The organism is Paenibacillus sp. UNC496MF (assembly GCF_900113915.1).
In the GTDB taxonomy this organism is placed as follows: domain Bacteria; phylum Bacillota; class Bacilli; order Paenibacillales; family Paenibacillaceae; genus Paenibacillus_Z; species Paenibacillus_Z artemisiicola.
In genome coordinates, this window is sequence record NZ_FORE01000004.1 from 167164 (window position 1) to 185350 (window position 18187).

Below are 18187 nucleotides of genomic sequence, written 5' to 3' on the forward strand. Positions count from 1 at the left end.
TCGCACTCGGAAGGTTTTTTGCGTTGCTTCTTTAAGGCTGAATGGCGGCCGGCGCCGAAGGAGGCGATTCGCCGGCGTCGTTGACGGCCGTCACCCGGAAATACCCGCTCGTGAGCGGCGAGACGTATTCGAAGCGCGTCTCGTTGGTGGAGCCGATCTTCTTGAACGTGCCGCTGCCGTCGGTACTGTAGTACACGTTGTAGCCCGTGACCTGCTCGGACGTCGCGTTGTCCGCCCACGTCAGCTTGATGCCGATCGCCGTGCTTTCGATGGCGATGTGGATCGGCGCGGACGGCGACGCGAGGCCGGGATTCGAGCCCGGCTGGCCGCCGCTGCCGTTGCCGTTGCCGGTCGGCAGTCCGATAATGTCGCCGACCGAGCCCGTGTCCGTCGGCGAGGCCGATCCTTGATCCGGCGGAGGCGCGATGCCGCCGCCGGAATTGACGACCGCGCTCGGCGCGGATTCCTTGCCGGCCACGTCGACGGCCGTGACGTAATACGCGTAGCCGCCAGGCGCATTAATGTAGTTCACGAAGCGCGAGTCCTGTCCCGTGAGGACAGGGTTATTCATGTTCGCGAACGCGCCGCCGTTCACGGAACGGTACAACCGGTAGCCGACGACGTCGCGTTCCGGCGAAGCCTTGAACGTAATCCGGTACGCGCCGCCGCCGGATACCGTCTCGATGCCCACGTTGGACGGCGGGCTCGGCGCCCGGCCGTCGTCGACCCGCGGATCGACCATGGACGGGGCATCGCGGCCCGCGTCCGCCGGCACGTAAGCGCTCATCGGCCTGCGGCTGTCCGCCGGCAGCTTCGCCTGCGCGGCTTCGATTTCCTTCATGAGCTCGTCGAGCGGCTTCTGCCGCTTTACGACAAGCTGCTCCTTGACCATGTCCGAAGGCGTGGTCGGCTTCGGAATGTAGTTGATGCCGTTATAGGAGATGACGGCCATCCTGACGAGCGCGTCGTCCGGCTCCTTCGGCACGAACTTCGTGTTGAACCAGTCGGTGACCAGCTTGCCCTCGCTGCGCGTCAGATCCGTCGGCAGCTTGCCGCTCAGTCGGGAGACGGTCGCTTTGACGATGCCGGACGGCATTGTGAACTCCTTCGTCGGGAACAGCTCGGGCCGCGTGGTCGTGACTTCGTTCATGATATCCGACCAGATGATCCGCGCCCGCTCCCGTTCCGGTTTGGACAGCGTGTATTTCTGTTTCTCGTAGCCGACCCAGACGCCGAGCGTAATGTCCGGCGTGAAGCCCATGAACCAGACGTCGCCGTAGCTTTGGGTGGAGCCGGTTTTGCCGACGACCGGAATTTTGCCGTAATTTTTGAAATACGACGTAATTTTGTGCCCGGAGCCGGACGGATCGGAGATGACCGTCCGCATCATGTCCGTCATCAGGAAAGCGGTCTGTTCCGAGAAGACGCGGAGCGGCTTGTCCGCGTGCTGGTAGACGACCTTGCCGTTCGCGTCGGTGATTTTGCTGATCATGTACGCGTCGTTGAACTCGCCTTTATCGGCGATCGCGCCGTAGGCGTTCGTCAGCTCTTCGACGGAAACGCCGATGCTGAGACCGCCGATGACGCCCGTCTGGGCATAGTCGTCTTGCGGCTGAATCGTCGTGATGCCGAGCTTCCTCGCGAATTTCCAGGCTTCCGGAATGGTCACGAGATTGTTGAAGATTTTGAGCGCCGGGATATTCAGCGATCGGTTGAGCGCGTCCCTTGCCGTCACGAGGCCGTAAAATTTGTTCGTGACGTTCATCGGAATGTGGAAGCCCTTCTGACCGTCCTTCATGACGATCGGCGAATCGTCGATGACGCTTGCCGGCTGGATGATGCCTTTCTCGATAGCCGGCAAATAAGCGGCGATCGGCTTCATGGTGGAGCCCGGCTGCCGGGTCATCTGGGTCGCGTGGTTCAACTGCTCCGTATAGAAGTCGCGGCCTTCCAGCATGCCGAGAATCGCGCCGGTCTTATGGTCGAGCATGACGGCGCCCGTCTGCTCGATGCCCTTCTCTTTGCTGTCGCCTCCGAAATTGTTCGGATCCGACCCGATCTTGTGCATGGCATTATAGACTTTCTTGTCGATCGTCGTGTAGATGTGATACCCGCCGCGGAGCAGATGCTCGTGCGCTTCCTCCAGCAGCTGGGCGTTCTCTTTCTTGTTAACGTCTTCCGGCTTCAGGTTCGGATTCTCCGCGAGCATCAGCTGCACCGACGCCTGGCGCTCGGATTCCAGCATGAGGAACGGGAACGTCGAGTAGGCTTTCTCCGTCGGCTTCGCGAGCGATTTCTCGAGGTCGAAGCTCATCGCTTCGTCGTACTGCTCCTGGCTGATCCGCCCGGTTTCCAGCATCCGCCGGAGCACGATGTGCTGGCGGTCCACCGCGAGCTTGAAGCCGTCGGGATTGAATTTCCCTTTGCTCGTGAACGCCGTGTACGCCGAAGGGCGCTGAGGCAAGCCGGCCAGATAGGCGGACTGCGCGATGTTGAGCTTGTTCAGGTCCGTGATGTTGAAGATGCCTTTGGCCGCGGCTTTGATGCCGTACAGATTGTAGCCGCTGTTGCTGGTGCCGAACTGCACCTTATTCAAGTACGCGGTCAGGATCTCGTCCTTCGTCATGAACCGCTCGAGGCGGAGCGCCAGGAAGATCTCTTTGGCCTTCCGGCTGTCCGTCTTGTCGAGCGTCAGGAACACCTGGCGTGCAAGCTGCTGGGTCAGCGTGCTGCCGCCGGTCTGCGTGTCCTCGTTCAGCAGCTTTTGCTTGACCGCGCGGGCCAGGCCGTTGAAGTCGACCCCGATGTGCTTGTAAAAGTTGTTGTCCTCCGTGGCGAGCACGGCGTTGACGACCTGCGGCGGGATTTCGTTCCGCTTGACGAGCCGCCGGTCCTCTTCCGTCCGGAGCTGGCCGACGGGGGTTTGTCCGTCGTTGAAATACACAAAGCCGGTGACGGCGTTTTCATCGATTTTGGCTTCGATTTCCGCGCGCGAGCGCACGGGCTCGTCCTTGACGAAAGAGGCTACGTAGCCGGCGACCGCGGCGCCCGCGAGCAGTCCGATCAATAATCCGAAAATAAAGAGCCATTTAATCGTTACGAACGTTACGATGCCAAAGGTCCGCCATTTGCTGTAGCTTTTCGGTTTCTGTTGACGGTCTTGATCCATACAATGCTGAGCCTCCTCCGATTAACAGCCTTATTATAGCATAGTTCCCAAGCCGAGTTGGAGTTCCGGGACGACGAATTTGTCCATACGCCGCCAATTTTCCCAATTCGAAGGCGATTCGCGCGCTTTTATTGACTTCGCGCCGAGCGTTGTGGTATAACGGAAAGCAAGAAAATCGCATATCGAAACGCGTTGAAAGGCTTCAGTAGAGCTGCGGGACGACGATGTCAGAGAGCCGGTGGGGGGTGCGAACCGGTACGCGCCGCAATTCGAATTACCGCCTCGAGCTGATCGGACGAACCCGAATAATCTCCTGTTCGCGCTGGGAGCGTTCGCCAGTAGTCCGCATCCGGATGATCTCCGTTATGAAATGAAGTGAGAGCCGTATTCTCTTTGTCCGCGCGTCTTGGCGGGCACGGGCGGTTCTAACGAGGGTGGTACCGCGAGCAAATCCTTCTCGTCCCTTGAGGACGCGAAGGATTTTTTTATTTGATTCGGACGGGAGCGTCGAACGCGAATGGTAAAATGGGAAGCATTGACCGCTGCGCAGCAGCAGGAAGTCGAACGGCAGATGGAAGTCATCCGGCGGGGCGTCGTCGAGATCGTGCCGGAAGACGAATTGAAAGCGAAGGTCGCGAACGCCGTGGCGACCGGCAAACCGCTCAAAGTCAAGCTGGGGCTCGATCCGTCGGCGCCGGACATCCACGTCGGCCATACGGTCGTGCTCCACAAGCTGCGGCAGTTCCAGCAGCTGGGCCACGACGTGCAGCTGATCATCGGCGATTTCACGGGCCGCATCGGCGATCCGACGGGCAAGTCGGAGACGCGCAAGCAGCTGAGCGAGGAGGACGTGAAGCGCAACGCCGAGACGTACCAGAAGCAGATCTACAAGCTGCTCGACCCGGCCAAGACGACGGTGTACTACAATTCCGAATGGCTCGGTCCGATGAGCTTCGCGGAAGTCGTGACGCTGTCGGCCAAGGTGACGGTCGCGCGCATGCTGGAGCGCGACGATTTCACGAAGCGCTACACGACCGGCCAGCCGATCAGCATCCATGAATTTTTCTACCCGCTCATGCAGGGCTACGATTCGGTGGCGCTCGAGAGCGACGTGGAGCTCGGCGGCACCGACCAGAAGTTCAACCTGCTCATGGGCCGCACGCTGCAGAAGGAATACGGCAAAGCGACGCAGGCCGCCATCATGACGCCGCTCATCGAAGGCTTGGACGGCGTGAACAAGATGAGCAAGAGCCTCGGCAATTACATCGGCATCGACGAAGAGCCGAACGAGATTTACGGCAAGTCCATGTCCATTCCGGACGAGCTCATGCCGAAATACTACGAGCTGGCAACGGATATGACGAACGAGGAGCTGCAGGCGCTGCGCGAAGGACTCGCGGACGGCAGCAAGCATCCGCGCGACGCGAAGATGGCGCTCGCCCGCACGTTCGTGCGCATGTACCACGGCGAGGAAGCGGCGGCGGCGGCGGAACAGCATTTCGTCACGGTGTTCCAGAAGCGCGCGCTGCCGGACGACATCCAAGAGGCGGAGGTGAAGGCGTCCGACCTGCAGGACGGGCGCATCGGCATTCTGAAGCTGCTCACCTCGATCGGCCTGCAGCCGTCCACCAGCGAAGCGAAGCGGAGCGTGCAGCAGGGCGCGGTACGGATCAACGAGGAGAAAGTCGAGGATTGGTCCGCGGAGATCGCGGTGGCCGACGGCGATATCATCCAAGTCGGCAAGCGGAAATTCGCGAAATTGGTTCTTCGTTAAGGAAGGCCGGCCATAAGCTTATCGTGCGGCGTTTTGCGCGCGATAAGCTTTTTTTTGATCGGCGACGAGTCCGTCCGGCCGCTCCGACAGGCGCGATTCGACAGAAATTGTAATAATTGCAAAGCGTTTGCGAAACTTATTCGGTACAAATGACGTAAGAAATAACGGATGGAATTCAAAATAATGGAATTCTTCGGACAGGAGGGAGGGCATGGAAGGCTTATTTCTCGGTTGTCTCATCGGAGGGGCCTTGTTCGCGATCGTCAGCGTCGTGCTCGGCGATTGGCTCAGCCTGGCGCTCGACGGCATGCTCGATTTTTTATCGCTGGACGGCCACCCCGTCCTTCAGCCGACGGCGATCGTCGGGGGGGTTACCGTATTCGGGGGAGCGGGGCTGCTGCTCGCGCGCCATGCTCCGTTCGGAACGGTTCCGGTCGTGCTGCTCGCGGCGCTCTGCGCGGTCGCGGCGGCGATCGGAATCTATTGGCTGTATATCCGGCCGATGGAGCGAAGCGAGAATTCGACCGGCTACTCCATGAAAGAGCTGACCGGCATGATCGGCGAAGTCAACGTGCCGATCCCGGCCAAGGGCTTCGGCGAGGTGACGGTGAAGGCGGGCGCGGGCTTGACGAATCATACCGCGGCCAGCTTCGACGGCGTCGAGATCGCGTCCGGCGAGCGGGTCGTGATCGTGGGGCTCGACGCGCACACGCTGCTCGTCTCCAAGCTGGAGCTTTGACCGGACATGAATGAGGAGAGGGGAATACGACGTGCCAGATTATTTAGTAATACCGGCTATCGTGGTCGGCATATTGATCGTGCTCGGCTTGGCGTTCTGGGCGAGATACCGGACGGTGGGACCGGACAAGGCGATGATCGTGACGGGCTCGTTCCTGGGCAGCCGCAACGTCGCCGAAGACGAATCGGGCCGCAAGAACAAAATCGTCCGCGGCGGGGGCGCGTTCATCCTGCCGATCTTCCAGAAGGCGGACTTCCTGTCGCTGCTGTCGCACAAGCTCGACGTGTCGACGCCGGAGGTGTACACGGAGCAGGGCGTGCCCGTCATGGCCGACGGCGTCGCGATCATCAAGATCGGCGGCTCCGTCGAGGACGTCTCGACCGCGGCCGAACAATTCCTCGGCAAGCCGACGGAATCGCTCAAGAGCGAGGCGCAGGAGGTGCTCGAAGGTCACCTGCGCGCCATCCTCGGCTCGATGACCGTCGAGGAAGTGTACCGGAACCGCGATAAGTTCGCCCAAGAAGTGCAGGGCGTCGCGGCGCGCGATCTGAAGAAGATGGGCTTGCAGATCGTCTCGTTCACCATCAAGGACCTGCGCGACAAGCACGGCTACCTCGACGCGCTCGGGAAGCCGCGCATCGCCGCGGTCAAGCGGGACGCCGACATCGCCGAAGCCGAGGCGGTGCGGGATTCGAGGATCCAGAAGGCGCGCGCGGAGGAAGAAGGCCTGAAGGCCGAGCTGCTGCGCGACACGAACATCGCGGAGGCGGCGAAGGACAAGGAGCTGAAGGTGGCGTCCTTCAAGAAGGATCAGGATTCCGCCAAGGCCGAGGCCGATCAGGCGTACGCCATCCAGGAAGCGCGCGCGAAGCAGCACGTCGTCGAGGAGCAGATGCAGGTAGAGCTCGTCCGCAAGGAACGGGAGATCGACCTCGAAGGCAAGGAAATTCTCCGCCGCGAGAAGCAGTACGACGCGGAAGTGAAGAAGAAGGCCGACGCCGACCGGTATGCCGTCGAGCAGGCGGCCGAGGCGGATAAGGCGAAGCGGATGCGCGAAGCCGACGCCGCGCAGTACAAGATCGAGACGGAAGCGAAGGCGAACGCGGAGCAGAAGCGGCTGGACGGCCTCGCGATCGCGGACGCGGAGCGGGCGAAGGGAACGGCGGAGGCGGACGTCATCCGGCTTCGCGGCTTGGCGGAAGCCGAGGCGAAGGAGAAGCTCGCCCGGGCGTTCGAGCTGTTCGGCGAAGCGGCCGTGCTCGACATCGTCGTGAAGATGCTGCCGGAGCTCGCCGGCAAAGTGGCGGATCCGATCGCCGCGATCGACAAGCTGACCGTCGTCGATACCGGCCACGGCGAAGGCGCGGCGCGCGTCAGCAATTACGTCACGTCGCTGATGGCGACGGCCCCGGAAATGCTGAAGAGCGTCTCCGGCCTCGACCTGAACGCGCTCATCCGCGGGCTGACGACGCGCGGCGCATCGGCCGCCGGCGCGGCTGTCGCGGGAGCGGCGGCTGCCGCGGCGGGAGCCGGACTGCCGGAGGCGGGTAACCCGATGCTGAAGGCCGATCCGGTCGCCGGAGGCGACCTGGCCTAAACGCCGCCGCCGACATGTCCGGGCCGCGCTGCGCCGGTTCGGGCGGAAGCGGCCGCGCGGAAACTGGCTACGCGAAACGGCCCGTCCCCTAAGGGACGGGCCGTTTCGCGCGTCCGTCCGAGACCGGTAGGGACGCGAGCCGGCCGCGGATTCAAGCCGGCTTGACGTTCGCGACAGGAACCGCGCGGCTTCGCGGCGAAGGAATACGGCATTAGGCAATCGGAGGAGATGGCAGCCATGATCAAGATGCACACGTGCTACGTCAAGGATTTTCACGGGAAATGGGAAATGGGCCGGGAGCCGACGCAGTACAACATTCTGCTGGTCGTGACGCGCGGGAAGATCATGTACTACGTGAACGACGAGACCGTGTTCCTGCAGAAGGGCGACGTGCTCTTCATGCCGGCCGGCACCGTGCGGGGCGGCGTATCGATGGAGGAGCATCAGCGGTACGCGACGCACTTCACGCTGGAGGCGCACGACCGCGCGCTGTTGCCCGTGCTGCGGGAGGAGCGCTTCTGCAAGACGTCGATCCCCGGCTTCGAATATTTCAAGCAGCGCTTCTTGCTGCTGAAGCATCATTGGCTCATGCGGGGGCCGTACTCGGAGACGGCCTGCTACGCCGTGCTGCTCGAGCTGCTCGGCATCCTCAACTACGAGCGGGACAAGCGGAAGCTGCCGGCCAAAAAAATCGACATGGCGGAAGACATCAAGCGCTACATGCTGGACCATTTCAAGGAGCCGGTGACGCTGAGCGACCTCGCCGCGTATACCGGGCGGACGCCGAACCACGTGTCGCATGTGTTCAAGTCGGTTACGGGCCAATCGCCGATCGAATATTTGCACCACGTCCGGATATCCAAGGCGAAGGAGCTCATGTTCGACAAAATGACGCCGATCAGCGTCGTCGCGGAAGAGACCGGCTTCTGCGACCAGGCCTACTTCAATCGGGTGTTCAAGAAGCTGACGGGCTGTTCGCCGACGGCGTTCCTGAAGGGACGGACGGATTGACGAAAGAACGGGCGATAGGATGAGGCATAAATGTCAGCGCTCTCATCAAAATCGTTGAATCGTGCAAAAGAAAGCCGGATCGTTAATCGAATGCGCCCCCTCGGCCCCGTATGATGAATACATGCGTTAATTACTCAGTTGGAGGGGATGTCGATGAATCCGTCTTGCTTGCAGTACGCATTGACCGAGGAAGAGCGCAAAACGTTTTTGGAAACCGGCTATCTGATCATGGAGGACGCGCTGTCGCCGGAGCAGGTCGCCGCGCTGACGGTGGAGTTCGACCGCATTTACGACGATAAGCTGAAGGCGGGCCATGATCCGAAGACGGCGCTGTTTTATCCAAATTTCATACCCGACCACGACGTCTTCCTGAACCTCGTCGATTACGAGAAGGTGCTGCCGAAAGTATGGGGCATTCTCGGCTGGAACATCTACCTGTACCACGCCCACATGATCGCGACGCCGCCGAACGGGCAGGCGAAGAACGACAACACGTTCGGCTGGCATCAGGACAGCGGGCGCGTCAACCAGGAGATGGAATCGCATCCGCGTCCGCGCTTGTCGCTGAAGGTCGCGTATTTCCTGTCGGACGTGTCCGAGCCGGACCGCGGCAATTTCTGGATCGTGCCCGGCAGCCATTTGAACGACAATCTCCGGCTCCCGGCCGACCGCCAGGGCCAGCCGGAAGGCGCGATTCCGGTACGCGTGAAGCCGGGGACGGCGGTATTCTTCGACCGCCGGTTGTGGCACGCGGGCACGCCGAACTGGTCGGAGCTGCAGCGCAAGGTGCTGTTCTACGGGTACGGCTACCGCTGGATCCGGACGAAGGACGACATGACCGTGCAGCATTTGTGGGACAAGAGCGACCCGATCCGCCGGCAGCTGCTCGGCGCGGGCGTGAACTGCAACGGCTATTATACGCCGACGGACGCCGACGTGCCGCTGCGCGTCTGGTTGAAGGAGCATCAGCCGGAGCTGGTGCGTTAAGAGGAGGCGGGAGGATGGCCCCGAGCCGTTGCGGCGCTCCGCGACGGCTCGGGCCGGCCCGCGAAAATAGGCGGAAAAAAAGAGTTGACGGATATCCTTGCCATCCGGTACGATGAACATGTGAACGGCAAGTAATCGATTACATACGGCTGGCTGCCGAGTTTCGCGCAAGCGCGGAGCTTGGAGCGGCATGCCGGGAGCGATCGCGCGGCAGAGGCGCCGACAGGGCAAGGAGACGAAGGCGCCTTCTTTTTCGAACCGATTTGAAAGCGGTTACGCATTGCCCGTGATCCGACATTGGAGCGGCGTTCCAAGCCCAAGCAGCGCCGACCGGCGTGTTGTCCCGACGTGAAAGACCGACGTGCTGTCCGATACGAGGCGAGAGCGGCAAGAAAACCGGCCGGCGGGGGGAAGAAATAAGGCTTCCGCGAGCTAGTAGGACTGCAGCCGCCGGCAGCCGGCGCCGATCGTGCGCCATGGCTTGACTTCATTCTGCAATCGATTGCAGAATTCGTCGCTCCCGGCCACCGGCCGCTCTCATGGCGCGTCCGCTCCGGTGACCCCGCCAGGATTGCGGCTGCGACGTTCGGATCCCGGTCCCGGAAGCTAACCGGGCGAAGCGGTCTTGGCCCGACAGGCCGCATGTCTGATGCGGGCTCCCGAGGAAGGCAAAGCTGACGCCTTCGAGCCGGCGACAGGAGCCGACGAGAAGCAAACCGGCAAAACAAGTAAGCCGCTTCCCTTTTGTGGCATCGATTGCACATGGGGTGTTCAAGAACACGACTATACGGCAAAGGGAGTGCCCATCATGGACGTACAGCAAAGCCTCGCGGGTTTGAGCCAAGCGCGAATCGGCAAGCGCAAGCGCGAATCGAGCTATGACCGCACCGGCGGCAACAAGGACTTTTTCACGATCAAGCCGGGCGACGTCACGGACGTCTGCCGCCTTTCCGGGGCGGGGGCGATCACGCACATCTGGATGACGATGGCGCCGGACGCGCCGGTCGAGGAAGCGTTCCTGCCGCGCAAGATCGTCCTGCGCATGTTCTGGGACGACGAGACGGAGCCGAGCGTGGAAGCGCCGATCGGCGATTTCTTCGGGATGGGCCACGGCTTGACCCGGAATTACGCGTCGGCCGCGCTGATGATGAGCCCGGAGGACGGCAAGGCGTTCAATTCCTTCTTCCGGATGCCGTTCGCGGACGGCGCCCGCATTCAGATCGAGAGCGAAGCGGAGCATCCGATCAAATTTTACTTCTACGTCGATTACGAGGCGTACGGCAAGCTGCCGGACAGCGAGCTTCGTTTCCATGCCTCGTGGCGCCGCGAGAATCCGACGGACGGCATCCCGGATGACGGCGTCGACAACGCCTATTACGAATTCGGCGGCAAGAACACGACGGGCGACGGCAATTACGTCATTCTCGAGGCCGATGGGAAGGGACACTACGTCGGCTGCAACTTCAACGTGCATAATCTCCGCGACTCGAACGAGTGGAACTGGTACGGGGAAGGCGACGACATGATCTTCATCGACGGGGAGCCTTGGCCGCCTTCCCTGCACGGCACGGGGATGGAGGATTATTTCAACACCGCTTGGTGTCCGCAGCAGGAAGTTTTCACGCCGTACCACGGCATCATTCTGGGAGGCGGACCGAACTGGAGCGGCAAAATCACGACCTACCGCTATCATATCCTCGATCCCGTCATGTTCGAGCAGAGCATCCGGGTGACGATCGAGCACGGCCATAACAATCACCGCTCCGACGACGTCTCGTCGACGGCCTACTGGTACCAGCAGGAGCCGCATCGCCCGTTCGCGCCGCTGCCGAAGATCGGCAAGCGGCTTCCGCTGCCGGATATCAAGCCGTTCGACGGCGGCAGCCTGGCCCGCATTTTCGGCCACGCCAATCCGTAATCCGGACTTATAGCCTCGAAAGGACGGTGCCGCATTGAAACCGAAGAGCGGTATAGCCATAACCGCCGCGGCCGCCGCGCTGCTGCTCGTCGCGGCGGGCTGCGCGGACGGCGGAAAATCGAATCCGATGCTGGACGGCGCAGGGAAATCGTTCCTGCTGAAAGGCGTATCGGGCGTAAAGCAGATCTCGCAGCTCACGGGCGCGGAGTCGCCGAACAAGACGGAGCGGTTCGGCGTCTACGGCACGGACCTCGGCTCGATGTTCAACGTCGGCGACCGGACGTATTTCGTATTCGGCGATACGTTCGGCGAACGCGATCCGGATCAGATCGGCGGGGGCGGCAGCTTCTGGCGCTCCAACACGATCGGGTATACGACGGACGGCGATCCCGCGGACGGCATTGCGCTGGACGGCATGATCGCGGACGACACCGGCCTCGCCAAGGAGCTGGTGCCGTCCAAGAAGACCGATTACGACGAGATGACGACGATTCCGACGCACGGGCTGTCGGCGAACGGCGCGATGTACCTGTACTACATGTCCGTCAACCATTGGGGCGATCCCGGCAAGTGGGACGCCAATTTCGCCGGCGTCGCCAAGTCGGCGGACGAGGGCCAAACCTGGACGCTGCTGGACGGCTTGAAATGGCCGGGCGACAGCAATTTCATTCAGATCAGCCCGTATCGCGTGGCAGCGGACGCTAACGCCGCGGAGATTTATTTCTGGGGCATCCCGTCGGGCCGGTTCGGCGGCGTGCAGCTGATGAAGGTCCCCGAAGCGGACATCGAGAAGCCCGAAGCGTACCGCTATTACGGGGGCAGCGACGAGAAGGGAGCGCCGGTCTGGAGCGAGGCGGCCTCCAAGGCGAAGACGGTGGTCGACGACACGGTCGGCGAACTGTCCGTCGTTTGGAATCCCTACCTCGAACGCTGGCTGATGACGTACCTCAAGGAAGGCGAAGGCGTCGTCATGCGGGAGGGACTGGCGCCGTGGGGGCCATGGGGTGACGCGATCGATCTCGTCACGGCCTCGGAGCAGCCGGGGCTCTACGCCCCGTTCATGAACGACCGCTATACGGCGGACGGCGGCAAAACGATCTATTTCACGCTGTCCCTGTGGAACCCGTACAACGTCTTCTGGTTCAAAGCCGACTTGCAAAAATGAAAGCGGATGCAGGTTGACGATCATCATCCATCCGGTTTAAGCGCCACCGGCGTTTAAATAGCATGTCGACAAAAAAGGGAGGTTTCTTTCATGCAGCCAAAGAAGGGAATTCACTACGGCACGGCGCTGCTATCGCTCATGCTCGCATCCTCGCTCGCGCTGACGGCTTGCGGCGGTTCGGGCGGCGGGAACGGCGCGAACGGCAACGCGGCGAACGGGGGCAATGCGGCGAACGGCAACGCGGCAAGCGGCAACGCATCGGGCGGCAACGGGGCGGACGGCAGCGGCGCGGCGGACGCGGGCGGGGCGAACGACGGCGGCAGCGCGGCGCCGGCGGAGAAAACGACGATCGAGTTCTGGGCGAACCAATTCGAAAACACGACGAACGACTGGTTCAAAAAATGGGTCGCCGAATTCAACAAATCGCAGGACGCCGTCGAAGTGAAGATCCAAATCGTCCCGGGCGACGCCTGGGCGCAGAAGATGAAAGCGGCGCAGGCCGCCGGGAAAGCGCCGGACCTGTATACGATGAACTACGGCAGCATCGCCAACTCCGCGAAGCTGGCGCAGATTCAGCCGCTCGACGGGCTGATCGACGGCGGCAAGTTCGACGACGTGTACGACAACATCAAGGATTTCGTCTCGGCCCAGGGCAAATTCTACGCGTATCCGATGCTCGTCGAGCCGTCCGCGGTGCTCTACTACCGGAAGGATCTGTACGAGAAGGCCGGCCTCGATCCGGAGAAGCCGCCGGCGACGTGGGACGAACTGCTCGCGAACGGCAAGAAGCTGACGGAGAAGGGCATCTTCGGACTCGGCACCGGCGGCAACGCGGGCGACATCGGCTGGTCCTCGTGGGGGCTGCAGTACGGCGCGGCCGGCCATCTGGCGCTGACGGACGACTGGTCGAAGGCCGACGTGCTGAACGACGGCTACCGCGCGGTCGTCGACTTCTACGCCACCGCGTACAAGTCGGGCATCATGCCGAAGCAGCCGCTCGCCGGCTATACGGACATGGCGCCGTTCGGCCAAGGCAAGCTGGCGCAGCAGGTCAACGGCTCGTGGGGCATCGGACAGCTGCGCAACGACTACAAGACCCTGCTCGATAAAGTCGGCGTCGCGCCGATGCCGTCCAAGGACGGCGATCCGTCGGCCACGACGGCCACGCTCGGCGGCTGGTCGCTCGTCGTCGACGGCAAGTCGAAGCACGCGCAGCAGGCGGCGGCGTTCATCGGCTACCTGCTCGCGGGCGACCCGAACATCATGATCGACTTCTTCAAGACGGCGCAATTCTCCAAGTTCTCGCCGCGCAAATCCGTCGACGAAGCGATGAAGGCCGATCCGGCCGCTTCGCAGGATCCGTGGCGCGCCTTGATCGCCGAGAAAGTCATTCCGTTCGCGAAGGCGGAGCCGATCTACCCGTACGACGTCAGCCTCGCGGTCTCGACGGCGATCGAATCGGCCATGAAAGGAACGGACACGGAGAAGGCGCTGGAGAAGGCGGATAAGGACATCAACGACTTCATCGCGAAATCGAAGCTCGCCGGCACGAATCCGAAGCAAGCGCAGCAGTAGCGACAGCCGGAAGACGCCCGGGGACGCGGCGGGTTCAACCCCCCGTCAACGGGCGTTCGTTCCGATTCCGAACCCACGGTGGTGAGTGAAGCCATGTTCAAAAAGAATTTCCGGCACGACAACAAAACCGCGTATCTGCTGCTTGCGCCGATACTCGTGCTGCTGACCGTCTTCGTCGTCATTCCGTTCCTCTATTCCGTCCGCGTCAGCTTCTTCAACTGGAGCTTCTATCAGCCCTCCCGGTTCGTCGGCGTCGACAACTTCTCGTTCGTCCTGTCGGACGACCGGTTTCTGAAGTCCGTCTGGATCGGCCTCAAATTCGCGCTCATGGTCACGCCGGCCACGCTCGTCGTGTCCTTCCTGTTCGCGAACGTCATTAAAGGCATGGGCGGCAAAATGTCGGGCTTCGTCAAGACCTCGATCTATATCCCGACCGTCATATCCGGCATCGTCGCATCGGTCATCTTCGTATTCATTTACGATTATCTGGGCGGTCTCGCGAACTACGCGCTCGGCCTGTTCGGCGCCGAGCCGAAGGCGTGGCTCGCGGAAGTCGGCACCGCGCTGCCGAGCATCGCCGTGCCGGCCGTCTGGCTCGGGTTCGGGCTGACGACGCTGATCATGCTCGCCGGCCTGCTCGACATCCCGGAGAGCTATTACGAGGCATCCGATCTCGAGGGGGCCGGCGCGTGGCAGAAGATGCGCTACATTACGATTCCGCTGCTCAAAAACATTTTCCTGTTCCTGACGGTCACGGGCTTCACGGCGAATATTTCCCAGTACGAGCTGTCGCTCATCATGACGAACGGCGGGCCGCTCGATTCCACGATGACGCCGAACCTGTACATTCTGACTCATTTCCGGAACGACGTGATGGTCGGCAACTCCATCGCGGCGTCGCTGCTCCTGTTCGTCGTGCTGGGCAGCATTTCGGCCATCATCTTCAAGGTGCTCAATTCCGACAAAGCGATCGACGGCTAACGGCCGGGCGGGAAGGAGGATACGGACTATGAAAACAAAGCAAACCGCCGCGAAGGCAACGCTGACGGTCATCGCGCTGATCTGCACGCTGCTCGCGCTGTTTCCGCTCGTCTGGGTCATTCTCGCCGGCTTCAAGGAGAAGACCGAGGTGCTGGCGACGCCGTTCCGGTTCTTGCCCCGGCAGTGGCTCAGCGTCAACTACGCGGATATCGTGAAGGATGCGGCATTTCAGGAAACGATGCTGACCACCTTCGGCGGCGCGCTGCTGTTCGCGGTGCTCTGCCTTGCGGTGAACGCGGCGGCGGCCTACGTGTTCGCGCGGCTGGAGTTCCGGTTCAAGACGTTCCTGTGGCTGTACGTCATCTCGACGATGTTCATTCCGAGCATGGCGATTCTGCTGACTTCGTTCATCGTCGTCAACAAGCTGGGCATGCTGGATACCTTCGCGGTGCTCGTGCTACCGGGGGTGGCCTCGGCCGGCTCGATGTTTTTCATCCGGCAGTTTTACTTGAACATCCCGCTCGCGCTGGAGGAAGCGGCGCTGATCGACGGCGCGGACCGGATGCGGATCTTCACGAGCATTTTCGTGCCGATGTCGTACCCCGTGTTCGTCATCGTCGGCATCGGCGCCTATCTCGGCTATTGGAACTCCTTCGTCTGGCCGACCATGACGATCACGAACCCGCATCTGTTCCAAATCATGCAGTATCTGGCGACGTTCCGCTCCGAGCGCTCGACGGAGCTCGGCATGCTGATGGCCGGCTCCGCCCTGTCGGCGATTCCGACCATCGTGCTGTTCCTGATCTTCCAGAAGTACATCATCGCGGGCGTCAAAATATCCGGCCTGAAGTAACGGCCGCCCAACAAGGAGGCGCATGCGCATGATCGTGCTTGAAAACGACCACGTCCGGCTCGAACTCGGCGATTCCGACGGAACGGTCCGCGGCTTGCGGGACAAGAAGCGGGACCTGGCGTTCATCGCGGACGGCGGCGCGGAAGGGGCCGTGCCGTTCCGGCTCGAACGGGACGGCGGGGCCGACGGGGCGTTCGCGTCGTTTGCTTGGGAGCTGGCGTTGACCGAGGCGGGTGCGCAGCAATTAAAGCTGGCGTGGACGACGGAGGACGGCGTCGCGGTGCGGGCCGAGGTCTTCCTGGCGCCCGGCGAAGGCGAGCTCGTCTTCCGCTGCGCCGCCGACAACGGTTCGGGCGAGCGGCTGCTCAGCCTGGAATACCCGGTGCTCCCGGGCATCGGCACCATCACCGAGGGCGGCGCGGCCGACGTCGTCGCCCATCCGTTCGCGACGGGCGTGAAGGTGCGCGATCCGATGGCGAATTTCGCCGCGGACGGCCCCGGGCTGCGCTACATGCCGTACCCGGAAAGCTTCTCCGGCGCGTCGATGCAGTTTTTCGCCTATTACGGCGAGAATCGGGGCGGACTGTACTTCGCCGCGGACGACGGGGAAGGCCGGCCGAAATGGCTCAACTTCTTCAAGGGCGCCGGCGGCTTGCTCGAGGCGTCCTTCATCCACGGCTGCGAGAACATGGGACCGGGCAAAGGGATCGCCCCGCCTTATGCGGTGACGGTCGCGCTGCTCGCCGGGGAGGGCTGGGAGGAAGCCGCGGACCGGTACAAAGGCTGGGCGCACGCGCAAGCCTGGTGCGCCTCGGGCAAGCTGGCCGACCGGCCGGCGGGGGACGGCGGCGAATGGCTCTTCAAGGACATGGGCGCCGCGACGTTCGGCATCAACGCCGGTTCGGACCGGACGGCCTGGCTGCGCGCCTACCACGACGCGATCGGCACGCCGATTTTTCACGTGCTCGGCCCGGATTGGACGAACGCGCCGCAGACGTTCTACAAGGGCGTGCCCGGCGGCTTCGACGATTGGTTCCCGACGCGGTTCAACGAAGCGAACCTCGCCTGCATGAAGGCGTTCGGCGATAAGTTCGCGCCGTTCGAATTCGATTATCTGTACCGTTTCGAAGGCGCGGACGGCGAACTCGGCCGCGCGGCGGCCCAGAAGTTCCCGGACGCGAAGAAGAGCATCGACGCGTACCGGTTTCCGTTTCTCTGTCCCGTGCATCCGTACGCGCACGATTTTCATGTCCGCCGGGACGCGGAGCTGCAGCGGGCGAACGACGTCGACGCGATCTACTACGATATTTCGGCCAACAATATCCTCAAAGTATGCATGGACGATTCCCACGGCCATCCGGTCGGCGCGGGCCGCGTCGTCGAGGAGGCGTACCGGCGCAATTACGCCGACACGAAGCGGGCCATGCGCGAGGCGGCCGGACGGTACGTGCCGATGGGGACGGAAATGATGAACGAAACGATGCTCGGCCTCATCGACTATTACCAGGCGCGGGCAGGCGGTCAGCCGGCGGCGCCGCTCGAGCTGTGGCCGCTCCGCGAGCTGCTCAAGACCGGCGAAGCGGAGCTCGCGCCGATGTTCGCGTACGTCTACCACGAGTACGGCATCCTGCGGATGGACGGCTGGGGCAAGCTGACGGAGGAGATCGGCGAGCTGTTCTACTTCACGGTGGCGCGAACCTATCTGTGGGGCGGCCTGTACGAGCTGAATTACGAGTACAGCCCGATGGAAGCGCTGGACGGCCGGGAGAACGCGCCGGAGGCGCATTATTATCCGTTCGAGCCGCGGGGTTACGCGTTCTCGCCGTCGCGCGCGGCATACCTCGGGGCTTATGCGAAATTGCGCGTCGGCGAAGCCAACAAGTACTGGGCATACGGCCGGATGCTTCGGCCGCCGGCGTACGAATGCGCGCGCGTCCGGCTGGATTGGTTCCATTACAATCACGGCAAGGAGTCGCCGGAGTACAACGACGCCGGCACGCTGGAGGTCGAGGCGGTCGTTCACGCCGCCTGGGCGCACAAGGACGGAAGCGCCGCCTTGTTCTTCGCCAACGCCACGGGCGAGGAGCAGACCGTGCGTACCCGAATCGATGCCGGCGCGCTCGGTTTGAATCGGGACATCGGCGTCTCGGTCGCGGTCCGGTTGTTCGGCGCGTCGGCGCAAGCGGGAGGCGTTCGGCTCGACCTCGGCGATGCGGGCGAAACGGAGTTCAAGATTCCGGCCAGGAGCGCCGCGATGATCGAGCTCTCGTAGCGGGCGCGCCGTCCCGCCGGCCGGTGTCGTCATGAAGGCAGGAAGGCGCGAATCGGCGGCTTTCGAGGGGCGCGGCTCTTCGGAGGCCGCTTTCGCATCGGCCGGGAGGATGGCCGAGCCGCGGGCAGGATTTGTTTGCCTAATGA

Annotated in this window: 12 protein-coding genes and 1 other annotated feature; of the genes, 11 read left to right on the forward strand and 1 reads right to left on the reverse strand. The window is 62.6% G+C overall.

Features of this window, described 5'->3' with window-relative positions; genetic code table 11:
- Nucleotides 1–31: 31 nt before the first annotated feature.
- Nucleotides 32–3169, reverse strand: a complete 3138-nt coding sequence (locus tag BMZ79_RS00780; RefSeq protein ID WP_090635735.1) for a transglycosylase domain-containing protein — start codon at nt 3167–3169, stop codon at nt 32–34.
- Between the two features lie 183 nt (nt 3170–3352).
- Nucleotides 3353–3637: a binding site (T-box leader), on the forward strand.
- 49 nt (nt 3638–3686) lie between these two features.
- Here BMZ79_RS00780 and tyrS point away from each other — a divergent pair.
- From tyrS to BMZ79_RS00835, 11 genes are all read left to right on the forward strand, one after another.
- Complete coding sequence (gene tyrS / locus BMZ79_RS00785; RefSeq protein WP_090635737.1) at nt 3687–4943, forward strand: tyrosine--tRNA ligase; 1257 nt, start codon at nt 3687–3689, stop codon at nt 4941–4943.
- 211 nt (nt 4944–5154) lie between these two features.
- Complete coding sequence (locus BMZ79_RS00790; RefSeq protein ID WP_090635738.1) at nt 5155–5682, forward strand: NfeD family membrane protein; 528 nt, start codon at nt 5155–5157, stop codon at nt 5680–5682.
- Nucleotides 5683–5692: 10 nt separating this feature from the next.
- Nucleotides 5693–7279 (forward strand): flotillin family protein, encoded by a 1587-nt coding sequence (locus BMZ79_RS00795; RefSeq protein ID WP_090635740.1) that lies wholly within the window; start codon nt 5693–5695, stop codon nt 7277–7279.
- Nucleotides 7280–7516: 237 nt separating this feature from the next.
- Nucleotides 7517–8290, forward strand: coding sequence for a helix-turn-helix domain-containing protein (locus BMZ79_RS00800; RefSeq protein WP_177221939.1), 774 nt, complete (start codon nt 7517–7519; stop codon nt 8288–8290).
- A gap of 153 nt (nt 8291–8443) precedes the next feature.
- A complete protein-coding gene (locus BMZ79_RS00805; RefSeq protein ID WP_090635743.1) occupies nt 8444–9277 on the forward strand; it encodes a phytanoyl-CoA dioxygenase family protein in 834 nt (277 codons plus the stop codon).
- 808 nt (nt 9278–10085) lie between these two features.
- Nucleotides 10086–11195 (forward strand): glycoside hydrolase family 172 protein, encoded by a 1110-nt coding sequence (locus tag BMZ79_RS00810; protein ID WP_090635744.1) that lies wholly within the window; start codon nt 10086–10088, stop codon nt 11193–11195.
- A 34-nt stretch (nt 11196–11229) separates the two neighbouring features.
- Entirely contained in the window at nt 11230–12360 is a 1131-nt protein-coding gene (locus BMZ79_RS00815; protein WP_256252493.1) for a DUF4185 domain-containing protein, read from the forward strand.
- Nucleotides 12361–12450: 90 nt separating this feature from the next.
- A complete protein-coding gene (locus tag BMZ79_RS00820) occupies nt 12451–13935 on the forward strand; it encodes an ABC transporter substrate-binding protein (protein ID WP_090635746.1) in 1485 nt (494 codons plus the stop codon).
- Nucleotides 13936–14028: 93 nt separating this feature from the next.
- Nucleotides 14029–14916 (forward strand): carbohydrate ABC transporter permease, encoded by an 888-nt coding sequence (locus BMZ79_RS00825; protein WP_090635747.1) that lies wholly within the window; start codon nt 14029–14031, stop codon nt 14914–14916.
- A gap of 28 nt (nt 14917–14944) precedes the next feature.
- Nucleotides 14945–15769, forward strand: a complete 825-nt coding sequence (locus BMZ79_RS00830) for a carbohydrate ABC transporter permease (RefSeq protein WP_090635749.1) — start codon at nt 14945–14947, stop codon at nt 15767–15769.
- Nucleotides 15770–15797: 28 nt separating this feature from the next.
- Nucleotides 15798–18041: a DUF6259 domain-containing protein gene (locus BMZ79_RS00835; protein WP_090635750.1), complete on the forward strand. Its 2244-nt coding sequence runs from the start codon at nt 15798–15800 to the stop codon at nt 18039–18041.
- Nucleotides 18042–18187 lie beyond the last annotated feature (146 nt).